The organism is Rheinheimera oceanensis, assembly GCF_018831085.1.
GTDB lineage: Bacteria > Pseudomonadota > Gammaproteobacteria > Enterobacterales > Alteromonadaceae > Alishewanella > Alishewanella oceanensis.
Genome location: NZ_JAGPNM010000004.1, coordinates 132,839 through 152,225 on the forward strand (window position 1 = coordinate 132,839; position 19,387 = coordinate 152,225).

13 protein-coding genes are annotated in these 19,387 nt (G+C 47.5%); all 13 read left to right on the forward strand.

What is annotated here, in order from left to right; translation table 11 throughout:
* The first annotated feature begins 56 nt into the window (after nt 1-56).
* The 13 genes from J3B89_RS10795 to J3B89_RS10855 all read left to right on the forward strand — a co-directional run bounded on the left by J3B89_RS10795 (nt 57) and on the right by J3B89_RS10855 (nt 19,380).
* Nucleotides 57-1,091: a WD40/YVTN/BNR-like repeat-containing protein gene (locus J3B89_RS10795; protein WP_215397580.1), complete on the forward strand. Its 1,035-nt coding sequence runs from the start codon at nt 57-59 to the stop codon at nt 1,089-1,091.
* A 1-nt stretch (nt 1,092) separates the two neighbouring features.
* Complete coding sequence (locus tag J3B89_RS10800) at nt 1,093-3,408, forward strand: efflux RND transporter permease subunit (protein ID WP_215397581.1); 2,316 nt, start codon at nt 1,093-1,095, stop codon at nt 3,406-3,408.
* 226 nt (nt 3,409-3,634) lie between these two features.
* A complete protein-coding gene (locus J3B89_RS10805) occupies nt 3,635-8,473 on the forward strand; it encodes an NAD-glutamate dehydrogenase (protein WP_215397582.1) in 4,839 nt (1,612 codons plus the stop codon).
* Nucleotides 8,474-8,537: 64 nt separating this feature from the next.
* Nucleotides 8,538-9,548 carry a quinone-dependent dihydroorotate dehydrogenase gene (pyrD, locus tag J3B89_RS10810; RefSeq protein WP_215397583.1) on the forward strand — a complete coding sequence of 337 codons (1,011 nt, stop codon included), beginning with the start codon at nt 8,538-8,540 and terminating at the stop codon, nt 9,546-9,548.
* A 117-nt stretch (nt 9,549-9,665) separates the two neighbouring features.
* Nucleotides 9,666-10,181 (forward strand): cell division protein ZapC domain-containing protein, encoded by a 516-nt coding sequence (locus tag J3B89_RS10815; RefSeq protein ID WP_215397584.1) that lies wholly within the window; start codon nt 9,666-9,668, stop codon nt 10,179-10,181.
* 75 nt (nt 10,182-10,256) lie between these two features.
* Nucleotides 10,257-11,459: a class I SAM-dependent methyltransferase gene (locus J3B89_RS10820; RefSeq protein ID WP_215397585.1), complete on the forward strand. Its 1,203-nt coding sequence runs from the start codon at nt 10,257-10,259 to the stop codon at nt 11,457-11,459.
* A 134-nt stretch (nt 11,460-11,593) separates the two neighbouring features.
* Nucleotides 11,594-12,565 carry a UTP--glucose-1-phosphate uridylyltransferase GalU gene (galU, locus tag J3B89_RS10825; RefSeq protein ID WP_215397586.1) on the forward strand — a complete coding sequence of 324 codons (972 nt, stop codon included), beginning with the start codon at nt 11,594-11,596 and terminating at the stop codon, nt 12,563-12,565.
* An 11-nt stretch (nt 12,566-12,576) separates the two neighbouring features.
* A complete protein-coding gene (locus tag J3B89_RS10830) occupies nt 12,577-13,365 on the forward strand; it encodes a WecB/TagA/CpsF family glycosyltransferase (RefSeq protein WP_215397587.1) in 789 nt (262 codons plus the stop codon).
* The gene (locus J3B89_RS10835; RefSeq protein WP_215397588.1) at nt 13,365-14,420 is read left to right on the forward strand and encodes a glycosyltransferase; all 1,056 of its coding nucleotides are present in this window, start codon (nt 13,365-13,367) and stop codon (nt 14,418-14,420) included. The genes J3B89_RS10830 and J3B89_RS10835 overlap by 1 nt, the downstream gene beginning before the upstream one ends.
* Before the next feature lie 2 nt (nt 14,421-14,422).
* A complete protein-coding gene (locus tag J3B89_RS10840; RefSeq protein WP_215397589.1) occupies nt 14,423-15,457 on the forward strand; it encodes an acyltransferase family protein in 1,035 nt (344 codons plus the stop codon).
* Nucleotides 15,458-15,480: 23 nt separating this feature from the next.
* Nucleotides 15,481-16,887 carry a mannose-1-phosphate guanylyltransferase/mannose-6-phosphate isomerase gene (locus tag J3B89_RS10845; protein ID WP_215397590.1) on the forward strand — a complete coding sequence of 469 codons (1,407 nt, stop codon included), beginning with the start codon at nt 15,481-15,483 and terminating at the stop codon, nt 16,885-16,887.
* A gap of 4 nt (nt 16,888-16,891) precedes the next feature.
* Entirely contained in the window at nt 16,892-18,259 is a 1,368-nt protein-coding gene (gene cpsG, locus J3B89_RS10850) for a phosphomannomutase CpsG (protein ID WP_215397591.1), read from the forward strand.
* Nucleotides 18,256-19,380, forward strand: a complete 1,125-nt coding sequence (locus tag J3B89_RS10855; protein ID WP_215397592.1) for a glycosyltransferase family 4 protein — start codon at nt 18,256-18,258, stop codon at nt 19,378-19,380. The genes cpsG and J3B89_RS10855 overlap by 4 nt, the downstream gene beginning before the upstream one ends.
* Nucleotides 19,381-19,387 lie beyond the last annotated feature (7 nt).

The following is a 19,387-nucleotide window of genomic DNA, read 5'->3' on the forward strand; positions in this document are numbered from 1 at the left end:
TGGCTTAGTGCCAACCGTTTTTATTTAGAAAGTTTGATAGAGTAAATGCTCAGATTATGTTGAATAAATTCATCTGGTTACTGGCAGCAAGTGCTGTAGCTGCCATTACACCATTTATGATGCAAGCACAGCAGAGCGAGCCTCAGCCCGCATATCAGATGCCGAATGCAAACAAGGCTCTGCTGACAGATCTTGTAAAGGTAAATGGGCAGCAATTAGTTGCTGTGGGCGAACGCGGGCATATTCTGCTTAGCCAGGACGGCCAGAACTGGACCCAGGCACAAGTGCCGGTGCAGTCGAATTTGAACAGCGTATACTTTGTTAATCCGCAGCGGGGCTGGGCGGTAGGCCACGATGCCACTATTCTGATAACTGAAGACGGTGGTGCAAGCTGGCAACTACAGCACTATGCGCCACAAACTGACAAACCATTGTTTGATATTTATTTTGCAGATAGCCAAAAAGGCATTGCTGTAGGGGCCTATGGTATTTTTTATCGTACTGATGATGGCGGTAACAACTGGCATAAGCATTTTCATGAAGAATTGTTGCTCGAAGAAGAGCGGGAATATTTAGCTGAACTTAAAGAAACAGATCCAGAAAGCTATCAAATTGAAACAGAAGCTTTATTACCACATTTTAACCGGCTTTATGCTGCCGGTGATGCGTTATACATGATTGGTGAGGCGGGTTTTGCAGCAAAAAGCATAAATTTTGGTGATAGCTGGCAAAGGCTTGGTGCATTTTACAACGGTTCTTTATTTGATATAACAGGCACGCCACAAATGGCATTGCTGGCGGTTGGTTTGCGCGGCCATGCGTTTATCAGCAAGGATCAAGGCATGCACTGGCAACAAATAACGCTCAGCAAACATGCAACATTAAACAGTGCATTTTCCGATGACAATGGTTCAGTTTATCTGGTTGGCAATGCCGGTACTTTGCTGATAAGTCGTGATGGTGCCGCAAGTTTTACGGATTACTCCCAGGCTGATGGTAAGGCCATAGTCAACGGCCTGGTATGGCATAACCTGTTAGTACTGGTAACCGAAACCGGTGTCAGAACGATCAACCTGAGTGAACTGAAATAAGATGAGTTTAAATCGTTTGGTTAATAAGTTTGAGTATACGCTGTTTCGTCATCGTGCTCTGGTGATTGTCGCGTTTTTGCTGGCAACGCTATTTTTACTGTTTAAAGCTACCAGTATTAAGCTGGACGCCGCTTTTACAAAAAATATCCCATTAAAACATGAATATATGCAAACCTATTTGCGCCATGCTGAAGACTTTGGTGGTGCGAATAACATTTTGATTTCATTATGCGATGAAAGCGGCAATATCTTTAATGCCGGCTTTTTTACTACCCTACGTCAGGCTCACGATGAGTTGCTTTATACTCCGGGTGTTGATCGGGTGCAGGTAAAGTCGTTATTCAGCCCAAGTACCCGTTTTGTTGAGGTTGTTGAAGATGGTTTTGCCGGCGGTCCGGTGATCCCGGCCGATTTTGTTGCCAATTCAGCAGGCCTGGCCAAAGTAAAAGAGAATACTGAGAAAGCCGGCGTAGTAGGGCGCATGGTGGCTGATGATTACAGCTGTGCCATGATTTCTGCCCAGTTGCTTGAAGTTAACCCCGATACCGGCGAAAAACTGGACACCATTAATTTTGCTTCAGTGCTGGAGCAAAATATCCGCGGGAAATACCAAAGCGACAGCATCAGTGTGCATATTATCGGTTTTGCCAAGATGGTTGGCGATGTGGCTGATGGCGCTAAAGGCGTGCTGGTATTTTTTGCCATAGCTATTGCTATAACCTCGGTGATGGTGCTGTTTTTCTGCCGCTCACTAATGCTTACTATATTACCTATTGCCTGTTCGCTGATTGCCGTGATCTGGCAAATGGGTTTGTTATCGGTACTGGGCTTTGGCATTGATCCTATGTCAATTTTGGTGCCATTTCTGGTATTTGCTATTGGTGTCAGCCATGGCGTACAGATGATTAACTCTACCGGCAAGCGGGTTGCCGCCGGGATGAACGCCAAAACAGCGGCTCAGGCCAGTTTCAGAAAACTGCTGGTTCCAGGCGGCGTGGCACTGTTATCTGATACAGTTGGCTTTTTAACCCTGCTGATTATTGAAATAGGTGTTATTCGTGAATTAGCTATTACCGCCAGCTTAGGTGTGGCAGTGATTATTCTGACTAACCTGATATTGCTGCCGGTGCTGATGTCTTTTGTTAAGTTCAGTAAGCGTTATCAGGAACGCGCAGCGGCACCCACACCTAAAACAGATAAGATCTGGTTTACGCTGTCGGCTTTTGCCAGCCGTAAATATGCGGCCGTCATCCTACTGGTTACTGCCACCTTGTTTGTGTTTGGTTATTTGCAAAGCCAGCAAGTCAAAATTGGCGATTTACATGCCGGAGCGCCGGCACTGCATGAAGATTCACGCTATAACCAGGATACATTTTTAATCACAGACCGTTATGCTATTTCAGTCGATTACTTAAATGTAATGGTTGAGACTATTCCAAGTGCCTGTACTGAACATGACATTATGGCAAAAATTGACACCTTCCAGTGGCTTATGGAGAACGTTGAAGGTGTGCAGTCGGCAGTGTCATTGCCTTCAGTGTCTAAAGCAATTAACGCAGCCTTTAATGAAGGCAATGTTAAGTGGCGGGTGTTGCCTCGCAATACGCAGAGTCTGGTTCAGGCTTCATCCAGGGTGGAAACCAGCACTGGCCTTTTAAATGCAGATTGTTCTGTAATGCCGGTTATTCTGTTTTTACAGGACCATAAGGCAGAAACTATTGAGCGGGTGGTATCAGCGGCTAAAAAATATGGTGCAGAGCTGGGTGACGAACAAACGCGCTTTATGTTGGCGTCAGGCCCTGCCGGCGTAATGGCTGCAACTAACGAAGCGGTGTCAGAAGCCCAACAGCCTATGATGTGGTATGTCTACGGCGCAGTTATTTTGTTGTGTTTGCTGAGTTTCCGCTCACTGCGCGCAACTATATCGGTGATCTTACCTTTGTATGTGGTGTCGGTGCTGGCTACCGCATTAATGACAAAACTGCAGATAGGCTTAACGGTATCAACGTTACCGGTGATTGCGCTGGGGGTGGGCATCGGTGTTGATTACGGCATTTATATTCTGTCGAATATGACACAAATGCTACGCGACGGCATGCCGGTGCGCCAGGCCTACTTTGAAGCCCTGAAAGAGCGCGGCAGTGCAGTATTATTTACCGGCATGACTTTGGCCATTGGCGTAAGTACCTGGGTGTTTTCAGCACTGAAGTTCCAGGTAGATATGGGTATTTTGCTGACCTTTATGTTTATCGTAAATATGCTTGGTGCCATACTAGTGCTGCCGGCACTGGCGGCATTTTTATGGCGTAAAAAGTAAAATAAATTCTGCATGAATAAACACGAAAATGGCCGAAAGGCCATTTTCTATTTAAAGTGAATGAATAAGTTGTCAGAGTCTTTAAAAATCACTGGTTTAACCAGCATAAAAGCCCCAAATAATACTCGAAAAGCGCTACAATTGGCACTACACTGCGCAGCTGACACGACCCGGTATGTTCGGTACATCCTGCTGCTAAAGCGGTGACTGCAAAAAGGATATAAAAATGGCACTGATAGACGGTCAACCCTCTGTTCTACTACAAAACGTTAGCAAACTGATTAAACAAAAAGTGAAAGACCAGGTGAGCCTGGTTGAAAAATTCGCATACACTCTGTACGGCAACATGTCGAATGAAGATTTAGTTGGCCGTAATGACAGTGATTTATACGGCGCAGCGCTGAGTTTATGGCAGACTTTTAACGGTCATGCTGAACCTGCATCGATGATCCGGGTATTTAATCCGGAAATTGCCAAGCATGGCTGGGAGTCTAAACACACTATCGTAGAAATAGTGGTTAAAGACATGCCATTTTTGGTGGACTCGGTACGCATGGCATTAAACCGCCAGTCGATTGCTGCGCATTTGCTGCTGCACTACCCATTGCAAACTGAGCGTGACAGCAAAGGCCAAATTACCGATTTCTTTAAACTGGGCAGCAAAGCTAAAGCCAGCACCCAGCAAACGGTATTTCATATTGAAATTGACCGCCTGACTGGCAAAGCTGCCATTGACAGCTTAACCGATGAACTGCACTCGGTAATGGAAGATGTTTCGCTGGCAGTTCAAGACTGGCAACCAGCGCGGGACAAGCTGCAACAGGTCATTAAAGCCTTGCCTAAACAAGCCGGTAAAGCCTCTGCAGAAGATATTAAAGAGGTTACCGAGTTTTTAAACTGGCTGGCCAAAGATAACTTTACACTGTTGGGCTACCGTGAATACACCATTGGCCCGGTAAAGGGTGACTATAAAATCAGTGGCATTGATGATACGTCACTGGGTTTAATGCGCCGCTCTGCGGCACGCGATCTGATGTTGTCTGAACTGCCGGAAACCGGCCGTAAGCAGGCTATTAGTAACGGCTTGCTTATCCTGACCAAAACCAATAATAAATCCCGTGTACATCGTCCGGCGTATATTGATTACATCGGTGTGAAAAAGTTTGATAAAGATGGCAAGGTAATTGGCGAAGATCGCTTTATTGGTTTGTACTCGTCGTCGTTGTACAACAACAGTGCTGCAGATATTCCGCTGCTGAAAAACAAGCTTGCTACCGTGATGCAAAAATCTGAATTTGCCACCGGTACTCATGCATATAAGGCATTGCTGAATATTCTGGAAACCTATCCGCGTGATGAGCTTATTCAGGCAACCGCAGATGAGTTGCTGCATGTGGCTATGGGTGTGCTGCAAATGCAAGAGCGTGATATGACACGCCTGTTTATGCGCAAAGACAGCTTTGGGCGCTTTGTTACTGCCATGGTGTATGTGCCGCGCGAGCGTTACAACACCCAGTTGCGTAAAGAAACCCAGGCCATATTGCAACGTGCGCTCGGAAGCGCAGAACCGGTTGAGTTTACAACTTATTTCTCTGAATCTGTGTTGGCACGTACCCATTATCTGGTGCGGATCAACGATAGCCATGTCGAGTATAAAGTGAAAGAAATTGAGCGTAATTTAGTTGAAGCGGCCCGCACCTGGGAAGATAAATTAGAAAGCGCCTTACTGGGTGCATATGGTGAAGCCCGTGGCCGGGAACTGATTGGCAAATATGTTAATGCCTTCCCACGTAGCTACAAGGAAGAAATGCTGCCAAACGACGCGCTGGTTGATATCGGCAAGCTTGAAGCATTAAATGATGATCACAAACTGGAAATGCTGTTTTACCGGCCACAGGAAGAAAAAGCCGACAGCAAAGCGGTAAGGCTGAACCTGTTCCATAAAGACCATCCTATTCATTTATCTGATGTATTGCCGATGCTGGAAAACTTTGGCCTGCGTGTTATTGGTGAAACGCCATACGCGGTTAAATGTGCCGATGGCAGTGTTAGCTGGGTTTTAAACTTCGCCATGGAGCTTAATTGTGCGATACCTGCCGATTTTGAAGCCGCACAGCAGTCATTCCAGGATTCTTTTGCCAAAGTATGGGCTGGTCAGCTGGAAGATGATGGTTTTAACCGTCTGATCCTTGGCGCTGGTTTAACCGGCCGCGAAGCGTCATTGTTACGCGCTCTGGCTAAGTATAAGCGGCAAATCGGTGGCACTTTCAGCCAGTCTTATGTTGAAAGCACTTTTGCCCGTTATGCCGAACTTGCTAACTTGCTGGTACAGCTGTTTAACAACAAATTTGACCCTAAATCCAAAGCCAGCAGCAAGGTGGCCGACAAACTGGAAGAGCAAATCGCTTCTCAGCTGGAAAACGTGGCTAACCTTGACGATGACCGCATCGTGCGCCGTTTTGTCGATATGATTAAGGCGATACTGCGGACCAACTATTTCCAGAAGAGTGCCGAGGGTAACGATAAACCCTATATTTCTTTTAAAATTAAGTCTGGTTTAATCCCGGATATGCCATTGCCAACACCGATGTTTGAGATTTTCGTGTACTCGCCCAGAGTTGAAGGTGTGCATCTGCGCTTTGGTAAAGTCGCCCGTGGTGGTTTGCGCTGGTCTGATCGGCGTGAAGATTTCCGCACAGAGGTGCTTGGGCTGGTAAAAGCACAAACAGTAAAAAATACGGTAATTGTACCTACCGGATCTAAAGGTGGTTTTGTCTGTAAAAAACTGCCTGAAACCGGTGGCCGTGAAGCTTTCCTCAATGAAGGCAAAGACTGCTACCGCACCTTTATCCGCGGTTTACTGGATGTCACGGATAACATCGTACAAGGCGCCATAGTGCCGCCAAAAGATGTGGTGCGCCATGACGAAGATGATCCATATCTGGTGGTAGCGGCAGATAAAGGCACTGCTACGTTCTCAGATATTTCTAACGGCATCTCGGAAGAATATGGCTTCTGGCTGGGCGATGCTTTTGCCTCAGGCGGCTCTAACGGTTACGACCACAAGAAGATGGGTATTACCGCGCGCGGTGGCTGGGAATCGGTTAAACGCCACTTCCGTGAAATTGGCATTGACTGCCAAACTACAGATTTTACCTGTGTCGGCATAGGTGATATGGCCGGTGACGTATTCGGTAATGGTATGTTGTTGTCAAAACACATCCGTTTGCAGGTAGCATTTAACCATATGCATATCTTTGTTGATCCGAATCCGGATTCAGCAAAAAGCTGGGAAGAGCGTAACCGTATGTTTAACCTGCCTACGTCCACTTGGGATGACTATGACAAGTCATTAATTTCAGAAGGCGGTGGTATTTTCCTGCGCAGTGCCAAGGCGATAAAGCTGTCAGCGCAAATGAAAGAAATGCTCGGCACAACTAAAGCCAGTATGACACCGAACGAGCTGATCCGTGAGGCATTAATGATGCCGGTAGATCTGATCTGGAACGGCGGTATCGGCACTTACGTTAAAGCCACCAGCGAGAGCCATGCAGAAGTAGGTGACCGCGGCTCAGAGCCGCTGCGGGTGAATGGTAAAGAGCTTAAAGCAAAAATCTTCGGTGAAGGCGGTAACTTAGGTTGCACCCAGCGAGGCCGCATCGAATTTGCTATGCATGGCGGCCAGATCAATACCGACTTCGTTGACAACGTCGGTGGCGTAACCTGTTCGGATAACGAAGTAAACATTAAAATCTTACTGAACACTCTGGTTGCCGGCGGCGATCTGACACTGAAGCAGCGCAACAAAATACTGTTTGAAATGACAGATGATGTTGCCGCTATCGTTATTAAAGATTGCTACCGTCAAACCCAGAGTATCAGTGTGTCATCGCTACTGGGTGCTGAGCAGTTAAAAGAATATACCCGTTTTATTCATACGCTGGAAAAAGAAGGTAAGTTAAACCGCGAGCTGGAGTTTTTACCCTCAGACGATGAACTGGCTGATCGGATGGCAAAAGGCCAGGGCCTGACCCGGCCTGAGCTGTCTATTCTGACAGCTTACGGCAAGATGGTGTTAAAAGAGCGGCTGGTACTGCCTGAGATCTATGAAAATAACTACTTTAAGCGTCAGTTGTTTGCTGCATTCCCGCAAATGCTGCAGGATAAATATGCTGCAGAAATGGAAACTCACCCACTGAAAGCCGAAATTATTGCCACTAAACTGGCCAATATGATGGTGAATGAAATGGGGCCGAACTTTGCTCAGCGTATGCTGGAAGAAACCGGTGCCGGTGTTGGTGAAGTAACACTGTGCTATGCCATTGCTCGTGATTTGTTTGATGTATCTGCCATGTGGCGCAAGATTGAACAGCTGGACAATATTATTGCCGCTTCACTGCAAAGCAAGCTATTCCATCAGCTGCGCCGCACTATGCGCCGCGCTACCCGCTGGTTCCTGCGGCACCGGAATAAAGCGTTGGATATTCAGCAGACGCTGGATTTCTTCAAACCTGCTTATCAGCAGTTGAATAAAGAGCTGGGTAATTATCTGGCACAAACTGAAGTTGAACAGTTGCAGCAAAAACAAGCTGTGCTGACAGAGCAGGGCGTACCGGAAGATATCGCGCAGTATCTGGCACAACTTAGCACGGTATTCTCGGTAATGGATATTGCCCAGGTGGTGGATGCTGAAAAAGTGCCACTGGCTATGGCGGCAGAAATATACTTTAAGCTGGGCGATAAGCTGGATCTGCACTGGTTCCTGGAGCAAATAACCAACCAGCCGGTGGCGAACCACTGGCAGGCATTAGCGCGTGCTTCTTACCGTGAAGAGCTTGACTGGCAGCAACGTGCATTATCTGCCGTAGTGGTGCGCAGCTGTGGTAAAGCTTGTGCCGCAGATGAAGTCATTAACAGTTGGCTGACTGAGCATGAAGCGCTGCTGGAGCGCTGGCGTCTGATGCTGGCTGAGTTTAAAACCACCAAAACCCACGAGTTTGCTAAGTTCTCAGTAGCATTACGTGAATTAATGTTGTTAAGTCACCACTGTGACCCTGTAAAATAACAACCTTACTGGCTACAATACCCCGGCTTGTCCGGGGTATTTTTTTGTTTTTATAAGGCCGTTTATGTTTTATCCAATAGCACAGAAATTGATGTTCGCCTGTGACGCCGAATGGTCACACAATTTTGCCCTTGGCAGCTTAAAACGCCTGGCTCATACGCCTGCTGCAGCTTTATGGCGGCAAGCCTTGCCGTTAAAGCCGGTTACCGTGGCCGGTATACATTTTGACAATCCGTTGGGTTTAGCCGCCGGGTTGGATAAAAACGCTGAATGTATTGATGCATTTGGCCAGATGGGCTTTGGTTTTATTGAAGTGGGTACCGTTACGCCAAAACCACAATCGGGAAATGACAAACCGCGTATATTCCGTCTGCCACAGTCTCAGGCCATTATTAACCGCATGGGCTTTAATAACAAAGGCGTCGATTATCTGGTTGAGAATGTAAAAAAAGCCAGTTATAAGGGCGTGCTGGGCATTAATATCGGCAAAAACAAAGATACACCAAACGAGCAGGGCAAAGATGACTATGTGCACTGTATGCGTAAAGTGTATGCCCATGCCAGCTATATTACTGTGAATATTTCATCACCTAACACGCCGGGTTTACGCGATCTGCAGTTTGGTGATGCACTGTATGATTTGCTGCAAAGTGTGAAGAACGAACAACTGGATTTGCAGGCGCAGCATGACAAATATGTACCGGTGTTCGTAAAAATTGCACCGGATATGGATCTGGTTGCGGTGAATCAGGTGGCTGAAACGCTGCTTAGAAGCAAAATGGACGGTGTTATTGCTACCAATACCACACTGGACAGAAGCCTGGTACAAGGCCAGCGTTACGCCGATGAGGCTGGTGGTTTGAGCGGGTTACCGGTACGGGATAAAAGCACTGAAGTGCTGCGCCAGCTGCGCGCCGCTGTAGGTAGCGCTATGCCAATTATTGGTGTGGGGGGTATTAGCGATGCCCGGTCAGCGCAGGACAAACTGAATGCCGGAGCTAATTTACTGCAGGTTTACACCGGCTTTATTTACAAAGGCCCGCAACTGCTAAAAGAGATCGTAACCAGCTTATAAGGATCAGTAGCTGATCTTGCAATGTTAGAACAAAACAGTCTTTAACATCTTGATCAGCTTAGTGTATTTCTATAACTGTTTGATAAACAGTCTACTTAATACATCACAGGGAAACCTATGCTCAGGCCGTCAGAACGCTGGTTTTGGACTTACTGTTCAACTAAAGACCGCTTATTGCTGGATATCAGCGATGAGGCACAGTTCTGCTCGCCTTTTACTGCAAGCCAGTTGATACAACAGCCGCAGCAGCAGGCGTTGTCTATGGCTGAAGCTGAAACGTTCTGGGCTATAGACGAGAGTCTGCAGCAACTGGATATGCCGGCTGCTGTACGGCTGGAGTTATGCCTTACTGCACTGTGTGCGCCATTTTTGCAACAACTGGCGCATAAAAGCTGGTATTTTCAGCCAGGCAGTCAGTGTAATGCCGCTCAGCATGATGTGGTCATACTACGCGGGTTAACTAACCAATATGCGTTGGTGCTGGCTGCTGAACCTGATTGTGTAACCTGTTTATTGCTGGGTGAAATAAATACACTGGCCGGTAAAGCATTGCCACGTTTACAGGTGGTACGAGTGCTGCGCAACCGTGTCAGTGCCCTGGATGTGGCATTACCTTATCGCTATAGCGCCTGATTTTTACCGGCGTTCTTTCTCTTCCGTGCGGATCCGACTACACTAGCGGCAATTTTTGTTGTAGCGGAACCCCGTATGTCTGTTATTGAAAAAACTTCAGCCGAACTTGAGCCTTTTTTAGCTCAGCTTAGCAGCGCTATTGCGGCAAAACAGCTGCATAAGCTGGTGCTGAGTAAATACCAGGGGGCAGAGCCGTTAAAACAACTACAGATAAGACCGGTAGAGCTGAAACACCAATGGCAGCTGAGTTTTACCTACAAATATCAAACCAACGACGTAACGCATAACTTTACGGCTGAACAGGCAATAAACGAAATTAAGGCGTTGTTGGGTGTGCAGTTTTATGCAGCTAATTTATTTACCGCTGAGGCCGAAGCGCAGCTTAGCATCAGTAAAAAGGGCAAAGTGCTGTATCAGAACAAGCGTTTAACTCAGCCGGTAACTGTGCAGCAAGCTGGCCATAACCGCGAAAAGCATCGTTACCTGACATTAGACAGACCATTTTTGCAGGAATTGGGCGTTACCGATGCCCGTCAGCAACTGATACCGGCAATGTCGCGTAAGTGGAAGCAAATTAATAAGTTTATTGAGATTTTCTCCGGTGCTGTACAAGACACTGGTCTGAGTACACAAAAGCAGCTGCATGTGGCTGATTTTGGCTCAGGTAAAGCCTATTTAACCTTTGCTATGCACGATTATCTTACCGGTACCCTGGGGCTGGACGCTAAAGTTACCGGGGTTGAGCTCAGGCAGAATCTGGTTGATTTGTGCAATAGCACTGCAGCGAAGCTGAACCTTAAAGGCATAGCGTTTGAGCAGGGCGACGTGAAGCATTTTAAAGCCCGGGGTATTAACGTGATGATAGCGTTGCATGCCTGCGATATTGCTACGGATTACGCCATTCATATGGGTATTGCTACTGGCGCAGATATCATTATGTGCTCACCATGCTGTCATAAACAAATCCGGCCACAAATGAAAATGCCGACAGTACTGGCGCCAATGTTAATACATGGTATCCATTTAGGCCAGGAAGCCGAAATGGTAACCGACAGCCTGCGTGCCTTATTACTTGAGGCATCCGGCTATACTACCAAGGTGTTTGAGTTCGTATCGCTGGAACACACCAGTAAAAATAAGATGATTTTAGCAACAAAAAACAAACAAAAATACAACAGAGAAAATATACTTAAGCAAGTTGCTGAAATAAAACAGTTTTATGGTATAGATCAACACTATCTTGAACGCTTGCTGAATATTACGGATGAAATTTCATAACGCGTTAATCACAAAAACTTCACCTGTACAAAATTGACTTCTAACTTCGCTAGCCTGTAGTCTGCCCTGAAACGCTTAACCCTGTTAAGCATTAATCAGTAAATTGTTACTGTCAGAAACAGGATGCTCAGGCTATGAAAACTGTCACACCACCCACTGATCTTCGTCGTGCAAAAATCACCAAAGCGGTGATCCCTGTGGCCGGGTTAGGAACGCGGATGCTGCCTGCAACCAAGGCTATTCCGAAAGAAATGCTACCGGTGCTGGATAAACCTTTAATCCAGCATGTGGTGCAGGAAGCGGTCGCTGCAGGCATGACAGAAATAGTGCTGGTAACCCATTCTTCAAAAAACAGCATTGAAAACCATTTTGATACCAGCTTTGAGCTTGAAGCCACACTGGAGAAGCGGGTAAAACGGCAGCTGCTGGACGAAGTGCGCAGCATAGTACCAAAAAACGTTACGCTGATTTCTGTGCGTCAGCCGGTTGCGTTGGGGTTGGGCAACGCCATCATGTGCGCGTATCCGGTAGTGGGGCATAACCCTTTTGCTATTTTGTTGCCGGATGTACTGATTGACCAGCATCAGAGTGATCTGAAAGCAGATAATCTGGCAGCAATGATGGCGCGCTACAGCGAAACCGGAGCCAGCCAGATTATGGTAGAACCGGTGCCGCGCAATATGGTCGATCAATATGGTGTGGTAGATCTGCAAGACGCCAGTTTACGTGCCGGTACCAGTGCAGTGATCAGCGATATGGTAGAAAAGCCGGCAGTTGATGAAGCACCAAGCAACTTTGCTATTACCGGCCGTTATGTATTGTCAGAGCATATCTGGGATTTACTGGCGCATATTACACCTGGTGCCGGCGATGAAATTCAGCTGACTGACGCCATTTACCAGCTATGCCTGCGTGAAACAATTGAAGCTTATCATATCGTTGGCAAAAGCCATGATTGCGGCACCAAGCTGGGTTTAATTCAGGCTAATCTTGAATATGCACTGCAGCATGATTTATACGCCAAGCCTTTGCGCGCCACTATTGAACGTATCTTTGCTGATCTGAACAAAGATAAAAAACACCTGCAACTGTTAAAAACGGTGTAAGGGTGGCTACCATGACGCAACACTCCGTTCAGATCAAAAAAAGCCAGCCGGTAGCCGGGCTGCGTTTTTGCCTGCTGGCGCAAAACGAGATTGTGCAAAGCCTCAGGCAGGTAACGCCACCACAGGAACCACTGCGTCTGGTGGTGACAACTAATGTTGATCATATGGTAACCATGCGCCGCCAGCAGGAATTTAAACACGCCTGCACAAACGCCTGGCTGGTAACGGCAGATGGCTTTCCGGTTGTGCGCTTGCTTAAATCCCTTGGTATTGCTACGCCGGGGCGTATTACCGGTGCTGATCTGTTTCCTGCAATTTTAGCGGCGCTAACACCGGGCCAGCACGCACCATTTTTTGTCTGTGCAAATGAAGTTACTGCCGACTATTTACAGCGTTGGCTGGCACAGCAAGGTTACAGTACACCCGAGCAACGCGTGTTGGTGCCGGAATTTGGTTTTGAAAAAGACACTGTTTACAGCAACGAGATGCTGCAAAAAATAACGGCTATGGGTACTACGCACCTGTTTTTTGGCGTAGGTGCGCCTAAGTCTGAGTTGTGGATGCAGCGTTACCGGGAACAGCTGTCAGGTATGTACGGTTTTGGTTTTGGTGCCGGGCTGGATTTTTTTGCCGGTACGGCAAAGCGGGCTCCACAGTGGGTGCAACGTATCAGCCTGGAATGGTTGTGGCGGTTATTATCAGATCCACGCCGCTTAGCCCGGCGTTATTTAATTGATTCATGGGCTTTTGTGCGCATTGCTTTAACAGAATACCGCCATATTGCAAAGGAGAGCCGCTGATGTCTGTACCTGAAATGTCGCTGCCAGACGCGATTATTGACTGCTCTCATCTGGGGCGTAAAACCACGGGTATTGAGCGTATTACCGAAGAATTGTTTTCTGATGAAGCTTTGGGCGGTTGTCAGGTTGTGCGGTTAAAAGCCAGCAGTATTGGCGGCATGTTATTCCAGCAATGGTTCGGTATTTTATATGCGGCGTTTAAATACCCGAAAAGTTTGATTATTACACCCGGTTTTCCGCCATCTATTCTGGCCACACTGTTATTAAAAAAGCGCCTGGTGCCTTATATTCACGACGTGTTTTTGCTAACCCGTGAGCAGGAGCTTAACCAGCGGGCCCGTTACTATATGCGGCCATCATTTGCTTTTGCAGTAAAGCGGCTGAACAGTTTTTTTGTCAATTCACTGAAAACCAAACAGGACTTGCAGCAATTCTGCCAGAGTGATGCGCGTATCATTATGTTACGGCCACAGGTGCGTAATGTTTTTGCGCTGCCGCATAACAGTGAGCGTTATAACAGTGTTGATTTGAGCAAGCTTAAAATTGTCATGCTGGGCACAGTTGAGCCGCGTAAAAACTACTCTGCTGCGGTCGCAATTTTTAATGCGCTTAAACAGCGCCTTGGCAACGGCATTGAGTTGCATATTGTTGGCCGGCTAGGCTGGGGCCCGGATGCCAGTTTGCTGCAAAATACCGACGGCGTATTTTGCCGCGGCTATTTGTCAGCTGACGAGATTAAAACATTGCTCGACAGCGCGACATTTTACCTGTCTACCTCGCATGATGAAGGGCTGGGCTTGCCGTTGCTGGAGCTGCAGTACAGCGGTATAGCTGTAGTCGCTGCAAAAATACCGGTGTTTGCTGAAGTGCTGGGGGAGTCGGGTTTGCTGGTCGATGTCAGCGATGCTGAGCAAGCTGCCGCGCAAATTATTACTTTTTGCAGCGATACGGCGCAGATACAGCAACAAAGTGAGCTTGCCCGGCAAAATATTCAGCGCTGGAATGCCTTAGCCGCTGCAGATAAACAAGCAGCCAGTGTGCTTTTCAGAGAGTAGGAGTGGCAGTGTTTTATCACGGTATTAATAACTTTCGGGCGTTGTCGATTTTTCTGATTGTGTTTGGTCATTGCTTCTGGATCTCAAACTGGTATCCGGAGCAAACCTGGCACAATGTGTATCTGTATATGATACCCGGTGGCACCTTCTTTTTTGCCTTTATCAGTGGTTTTTTGTTTGCTCACCTTAATGTAAGTACATTCAGGTATGTCGATTTCATTGCCAGAAAATGGCGAAATATCGCCTCACCTTATTTATGGATATCAGTGCCGGTGATCTGTTTTGCTGTACTGGTACAGTATCCGGGGTACTTTGTGGATGACAGAGACGGTTTTTATTATCAGTACCTGCTGCCGTTTTTTAAGTATTTGCTAACCGGCCGCGTATTTACCGGTTATTGGTATATTCCGTTTATTTTACTGGTATTTGCGGTTTCGCCATTGTTGGTAAGGTTTTATTACCTGAGCAGCAGGGTGCAACTGATTATGGTTACGGCGTTATTGCTGTTGGCAATGTTTGTGCACCGGGCTGAGGATAATCTTAACCCGCTGCAGAGTTTTGTCTATTTTTTGCCGGTGTTTATGTTTGGTATGGTGTTTAACCGCCATTTTAATTTGCTGCGTGAACGCTATTTATGGTTGCCCTGGTGTTTGCTGCTGGCATCAATACTGTTATCTGTGTATCAGAGCGCTTATCTGGGTATTGCTCACAATGCACATAAGTACTTTTTTACTTATGCCGGTATCGATTTAAAAGTCATTGAAAAAATCATGCAGGCGGTGGCTATTTTGTTGCTGTTTGAGCGGCACTGGCAACAGCGCCATCGGTTAGTCGATTTGGTTGCATCAGCCAGCTTTGCCATTTTCTTTTTACACCCAATTGTGATAGCTGTTTTTAAGAGATTGTTAAATAATACATTTTCTGGTTTTTTGTACTGGCACATTCTTACCCTGGCAGTATTTTCTGCCACCTTACTGCTAGCCTGGAGCATGAAAAAAGCACTGGGTTCATACAGCAGGCGGGTTATTGGTTGGTAACGCATTTTGTTAAAGGAGTTATTATGTTTACACCTGTAATTATGGCCGGAGGCTCCGGAACCCGTTTGTGGCCGTTGTCCCGTGGTAATTTCCCCAAGCAGTTTCTGCCACTTACCGGTGATCACACCATGTTGCAGCAAACAGTATTGCGCCTAAAGGGGCTTGAGCACGGCGCGCCGCTGTTTATCTGTAATGAAGATCACCGTTTTATCGCTGCTGAGCAGGTGCGCCAGCTCGGGCTGAAAAAAGCCGATATTATGCTGGAACCGGTTGGCCGCAACACGGCGCCGGCCATTGCGCTGGCTGCGATGCGTGCCCGTCAGCAAAATAATGCCGATACGGTGCTGCTGGTACTGGCTGCAGATCATGTCATTACCGATACCAAAGCCTTTCAGCAGGCAACAGAGCAAGCCTTGCCGCTGGCTCAAGACGGTAAATTGGTTACCTTTGGCATAGTGCCGGCCAGTGCAGAAACCGGCTATGGTTATATCAAACGTGGCGCGCAGGTGGCTAATGCCTTTGCAGTACAACGTTTTGTTGAAAAACCTGATCTGCCAACAGCTGAACAATACCTGCAAAGCGGCGAATATTACTGGAACAGCGGTATGTTTATGTTCCGCGCCGATGTGTATTTACAGCAATTACAACAGTTCCGCCCGGATATCTACGCCGCCTGTGAAGCGGCAATGGCCGAGCAAACACCCGATTTAGAGTTTGTGCGTATTGATAAAGCTGCTTTTGCGGCTTGCCCGGCAGATTCGATTGATTATGCCGTGATGGAGCGCACAGAACATGCCGTAGTGCTGCCGCTGGATGCTGGCTGGAATGATGTCGGTGGCTTTGCTGCCCTGTGGCAGGTGTCTGAAAAAGATGCTCAGGACAATGTGCTAAGTGGTGATGTGCTGGCACTGGATAGCCGAGGCACTTATATCCACAGTGACGACAAACTGGTGGCGGTAATAGGTGTTGAAGATTTAATCGTGATCAGCACCAAAGATGCAGTGTTGGTAGCGCACAAAGATAAAGCGCAGCAGGTAAAACAGATTGTTAACCAACTGGCTGAAGCTGGCCGTAGTGAGGCAGTATTTCACCGCGAAGTATACCGGCCCTGGGGTAAGTATGATTCTGTTGATAATGGCGAGCGTTTCCAGGTGAAACGTATTACGGTAAAACCCGGCGCCAAGCTGTCGGTGCAAATGCATCATCACCGTGCTGAGCACTGGATAGTGGTATCGGGCACGGCCAGAGTTACTATTGACGATAAAGAGCAATTTGTTACTGAGAACCAGTCAGTTTATATCCCGATCACGGCAGTGCATGCGCTGGAAAACCCCGGCAAAGTGCCATTGGAACTGATTGAAGTGCAGTCTGGCTCTTATCTTGGAGAAGATGATATTGTCCGCTTTGCTGATCGCTATGGGAGGGCTTAAGGCAATGCAAAAAATAACCTGTTTTAAAGCGTATGATATTCGCGGCAAGTTGGGTGAACAACTGAATAACGATGTGGCTTATCGCATCGGCCGCGCTTTTGGCGACTACCTTAAACCGCGCCAGGTGGTATTGGGCGCAGATGTGCGTGCTACGTCAGAAGACTTGAAGCTGGCACTGGCTGAAGGTCTTATGGACGCTGGCTGTGATGTGATCGATATCGGTATGACCGGTACTGAAGAAGTGTATTTTGCCACTTTTCATCTAGGGGTGGACGGCGGCATTGAAGTTACCGCCAGCCATAACCCGATTGATTATAACGGTATGAAGCTGGTGCAAAGCGGTGCGCGGCCAATTAGTGGCGACAGTGGTTTGTTTGCTATCCAGCAATTGGCAGAGCAGGGCGAATTTCAGCAAGTGGCGCAAAAGGGCACTTATACGAAACAATCGGTACTTGATGCCTACATTGAACATTTGCTTGGTTATATCGATTTAGCCAATATTAAACCACTGCGTATCGTGGCCAACTCCGGTAATGGTGCGGCTGGCCATGTTATCGATGCACTGGAGCAAGCCTTTACCAGGCTAAAGGTGCCGGTGAGTTTTATTAAGGTTCATCATCAGCCTGATGCGACTTTCCCGAACGGTATTCCTAACCCGCTGCTGGTAGAAAACCGGGCTGATACCCGTGCGGCGGTGCTGGAGCACAAAGCCGACTTTGGTATTGCCTGGGACGGTGATTTTGACCGCTGCTTCCTGTTTGACGAGCGTGGCCAGTTTATCGAAGGCTACTATATTGTTGGTTTACTGGCCGAGGCTTTTTTACAAAAACACGCCGGTGCCAGTGTGATCCACGACCCACGGTTAACCTGGAATACTATTGATCTGGCCATTCAGGCTGGTGGTAAACCTATCCAGTCAAAAACCGGCCATGCTTTTATTAAAGAGCGGATGCGTCTGGAAGATGCTGTGTATGGTGGCGAAATGAGTGCACACCATTATTTCCGTGATTTTGCCTACTGCGACAGCGGTATGATCCCCTGGTTACTGGTAGCAGAGCTGATTTGCCTTAAAGCACAGCCTTTATCAGAGCTCGTAAACGAGCGTATTGCGGCATTTCCGTCGTCAGGCGAAATTAACTTTACGCTTAATGATCCTAAAGCCGCTATTGAACGGGTATTGCAACACTACATGGCTGATGCTTTGGTAGTAGATCGCACTGACGGCATCAGCCTCGAGTTTGCCGAATGGCGTTTTAATCTGCGCAGCTCTAATACTGAACCGGTAGTACGGTTAAACGTGGAAAGCCGTGCTGATGTAGCATTGATGAGCTATTACACAGAGCAAATCAGTGCCTTGCTGGTGGCGTCATGAAAATCCTGGTAAATCACTTGCTGGAGCCGGCAAACCGTATTTCCGGCATCAGTAAGTATTTATTTTCGTTGCTGGCCGAGTTGCTGAAATCTGAGCAGCATCAGTATGTGCTGCTTACCTCCTGGTCAGAGGAATGTTTACCGGTAGCGCTGCGTAATCCGGGGTTAACGGTGGTATCGGTACCCTACATTGAGTCTACGCCACGTAACCTGTTACGCCAGCTTTGGTTAGTGCCGCAGCAGATGAAACAGCATCAGGCTGACGCCGAATTTAACTGCAACCCTTTAGGTGGTTTTATCGGCAGTTGGCCCAGAGTTACCGTAACGCATGATCTGTATTTTAATGTATCACCGGCCTCTTACAAGCGGCACCATCGCTTATGGTGGCAGTTGTTTTATCCGCTGACGTGTCGCAGCGCCAGCAAAATTATCTGTGTATCACAAAATACCCGTAATGATGTGGCGCGTTATTATCCGCAATTTGCCGGTAAAACGGTCGTTATTGGTGAAGGGCCTTGTCTGACAATACCGGAAAATATCGACAGTGATGTACAAAAACGCCAAAGCTTTGGCCTTTTTGTTGCCAATGTTTCGCCTAATAAAGGTGCTGATACTCTGGTAAGGGCGCTGGGGCTGTTGCGCCACAGTGGGCGCAGTATTGAGGTTAAACATGTGGGGGCAGACACTCAGGGTAACTTTGCCCGCTTTGTTGCTGCCATACCGCATGGCATGGCGCCTGTTTCACTGGGTTATTTAAGCGATGGCCAGCTTAGTGAGCTATACAGCCGGGCGCGGTTTTTGGCATTTCCGTCACGTTATGAAGGCTTTGGTTTACCGGTTGTTGAAGCCCAGGCTCACGGCACACCTGTGATTGCCGCAGATATTCCGGTGCTGCGTGAAGTGGCCGGAGATGGTGCGCTGTTTTTCGATCCCGAAGATGCAGCTGCTCTGGCTGAACATATGTATGCATTGTTACATGATGATGCGTTATTCAGTGCACTGTCAGCTAAAGCCCTGCAGAATCAGCGGCGTTTTAACTGGTCTGAAGCTGCCCGCCAGACCGAACAGGTATTTGAGCAGCTCGGTTGTGACAGTCTGGCTACGCAAAGCCAGTTAAACTAATTTAAGG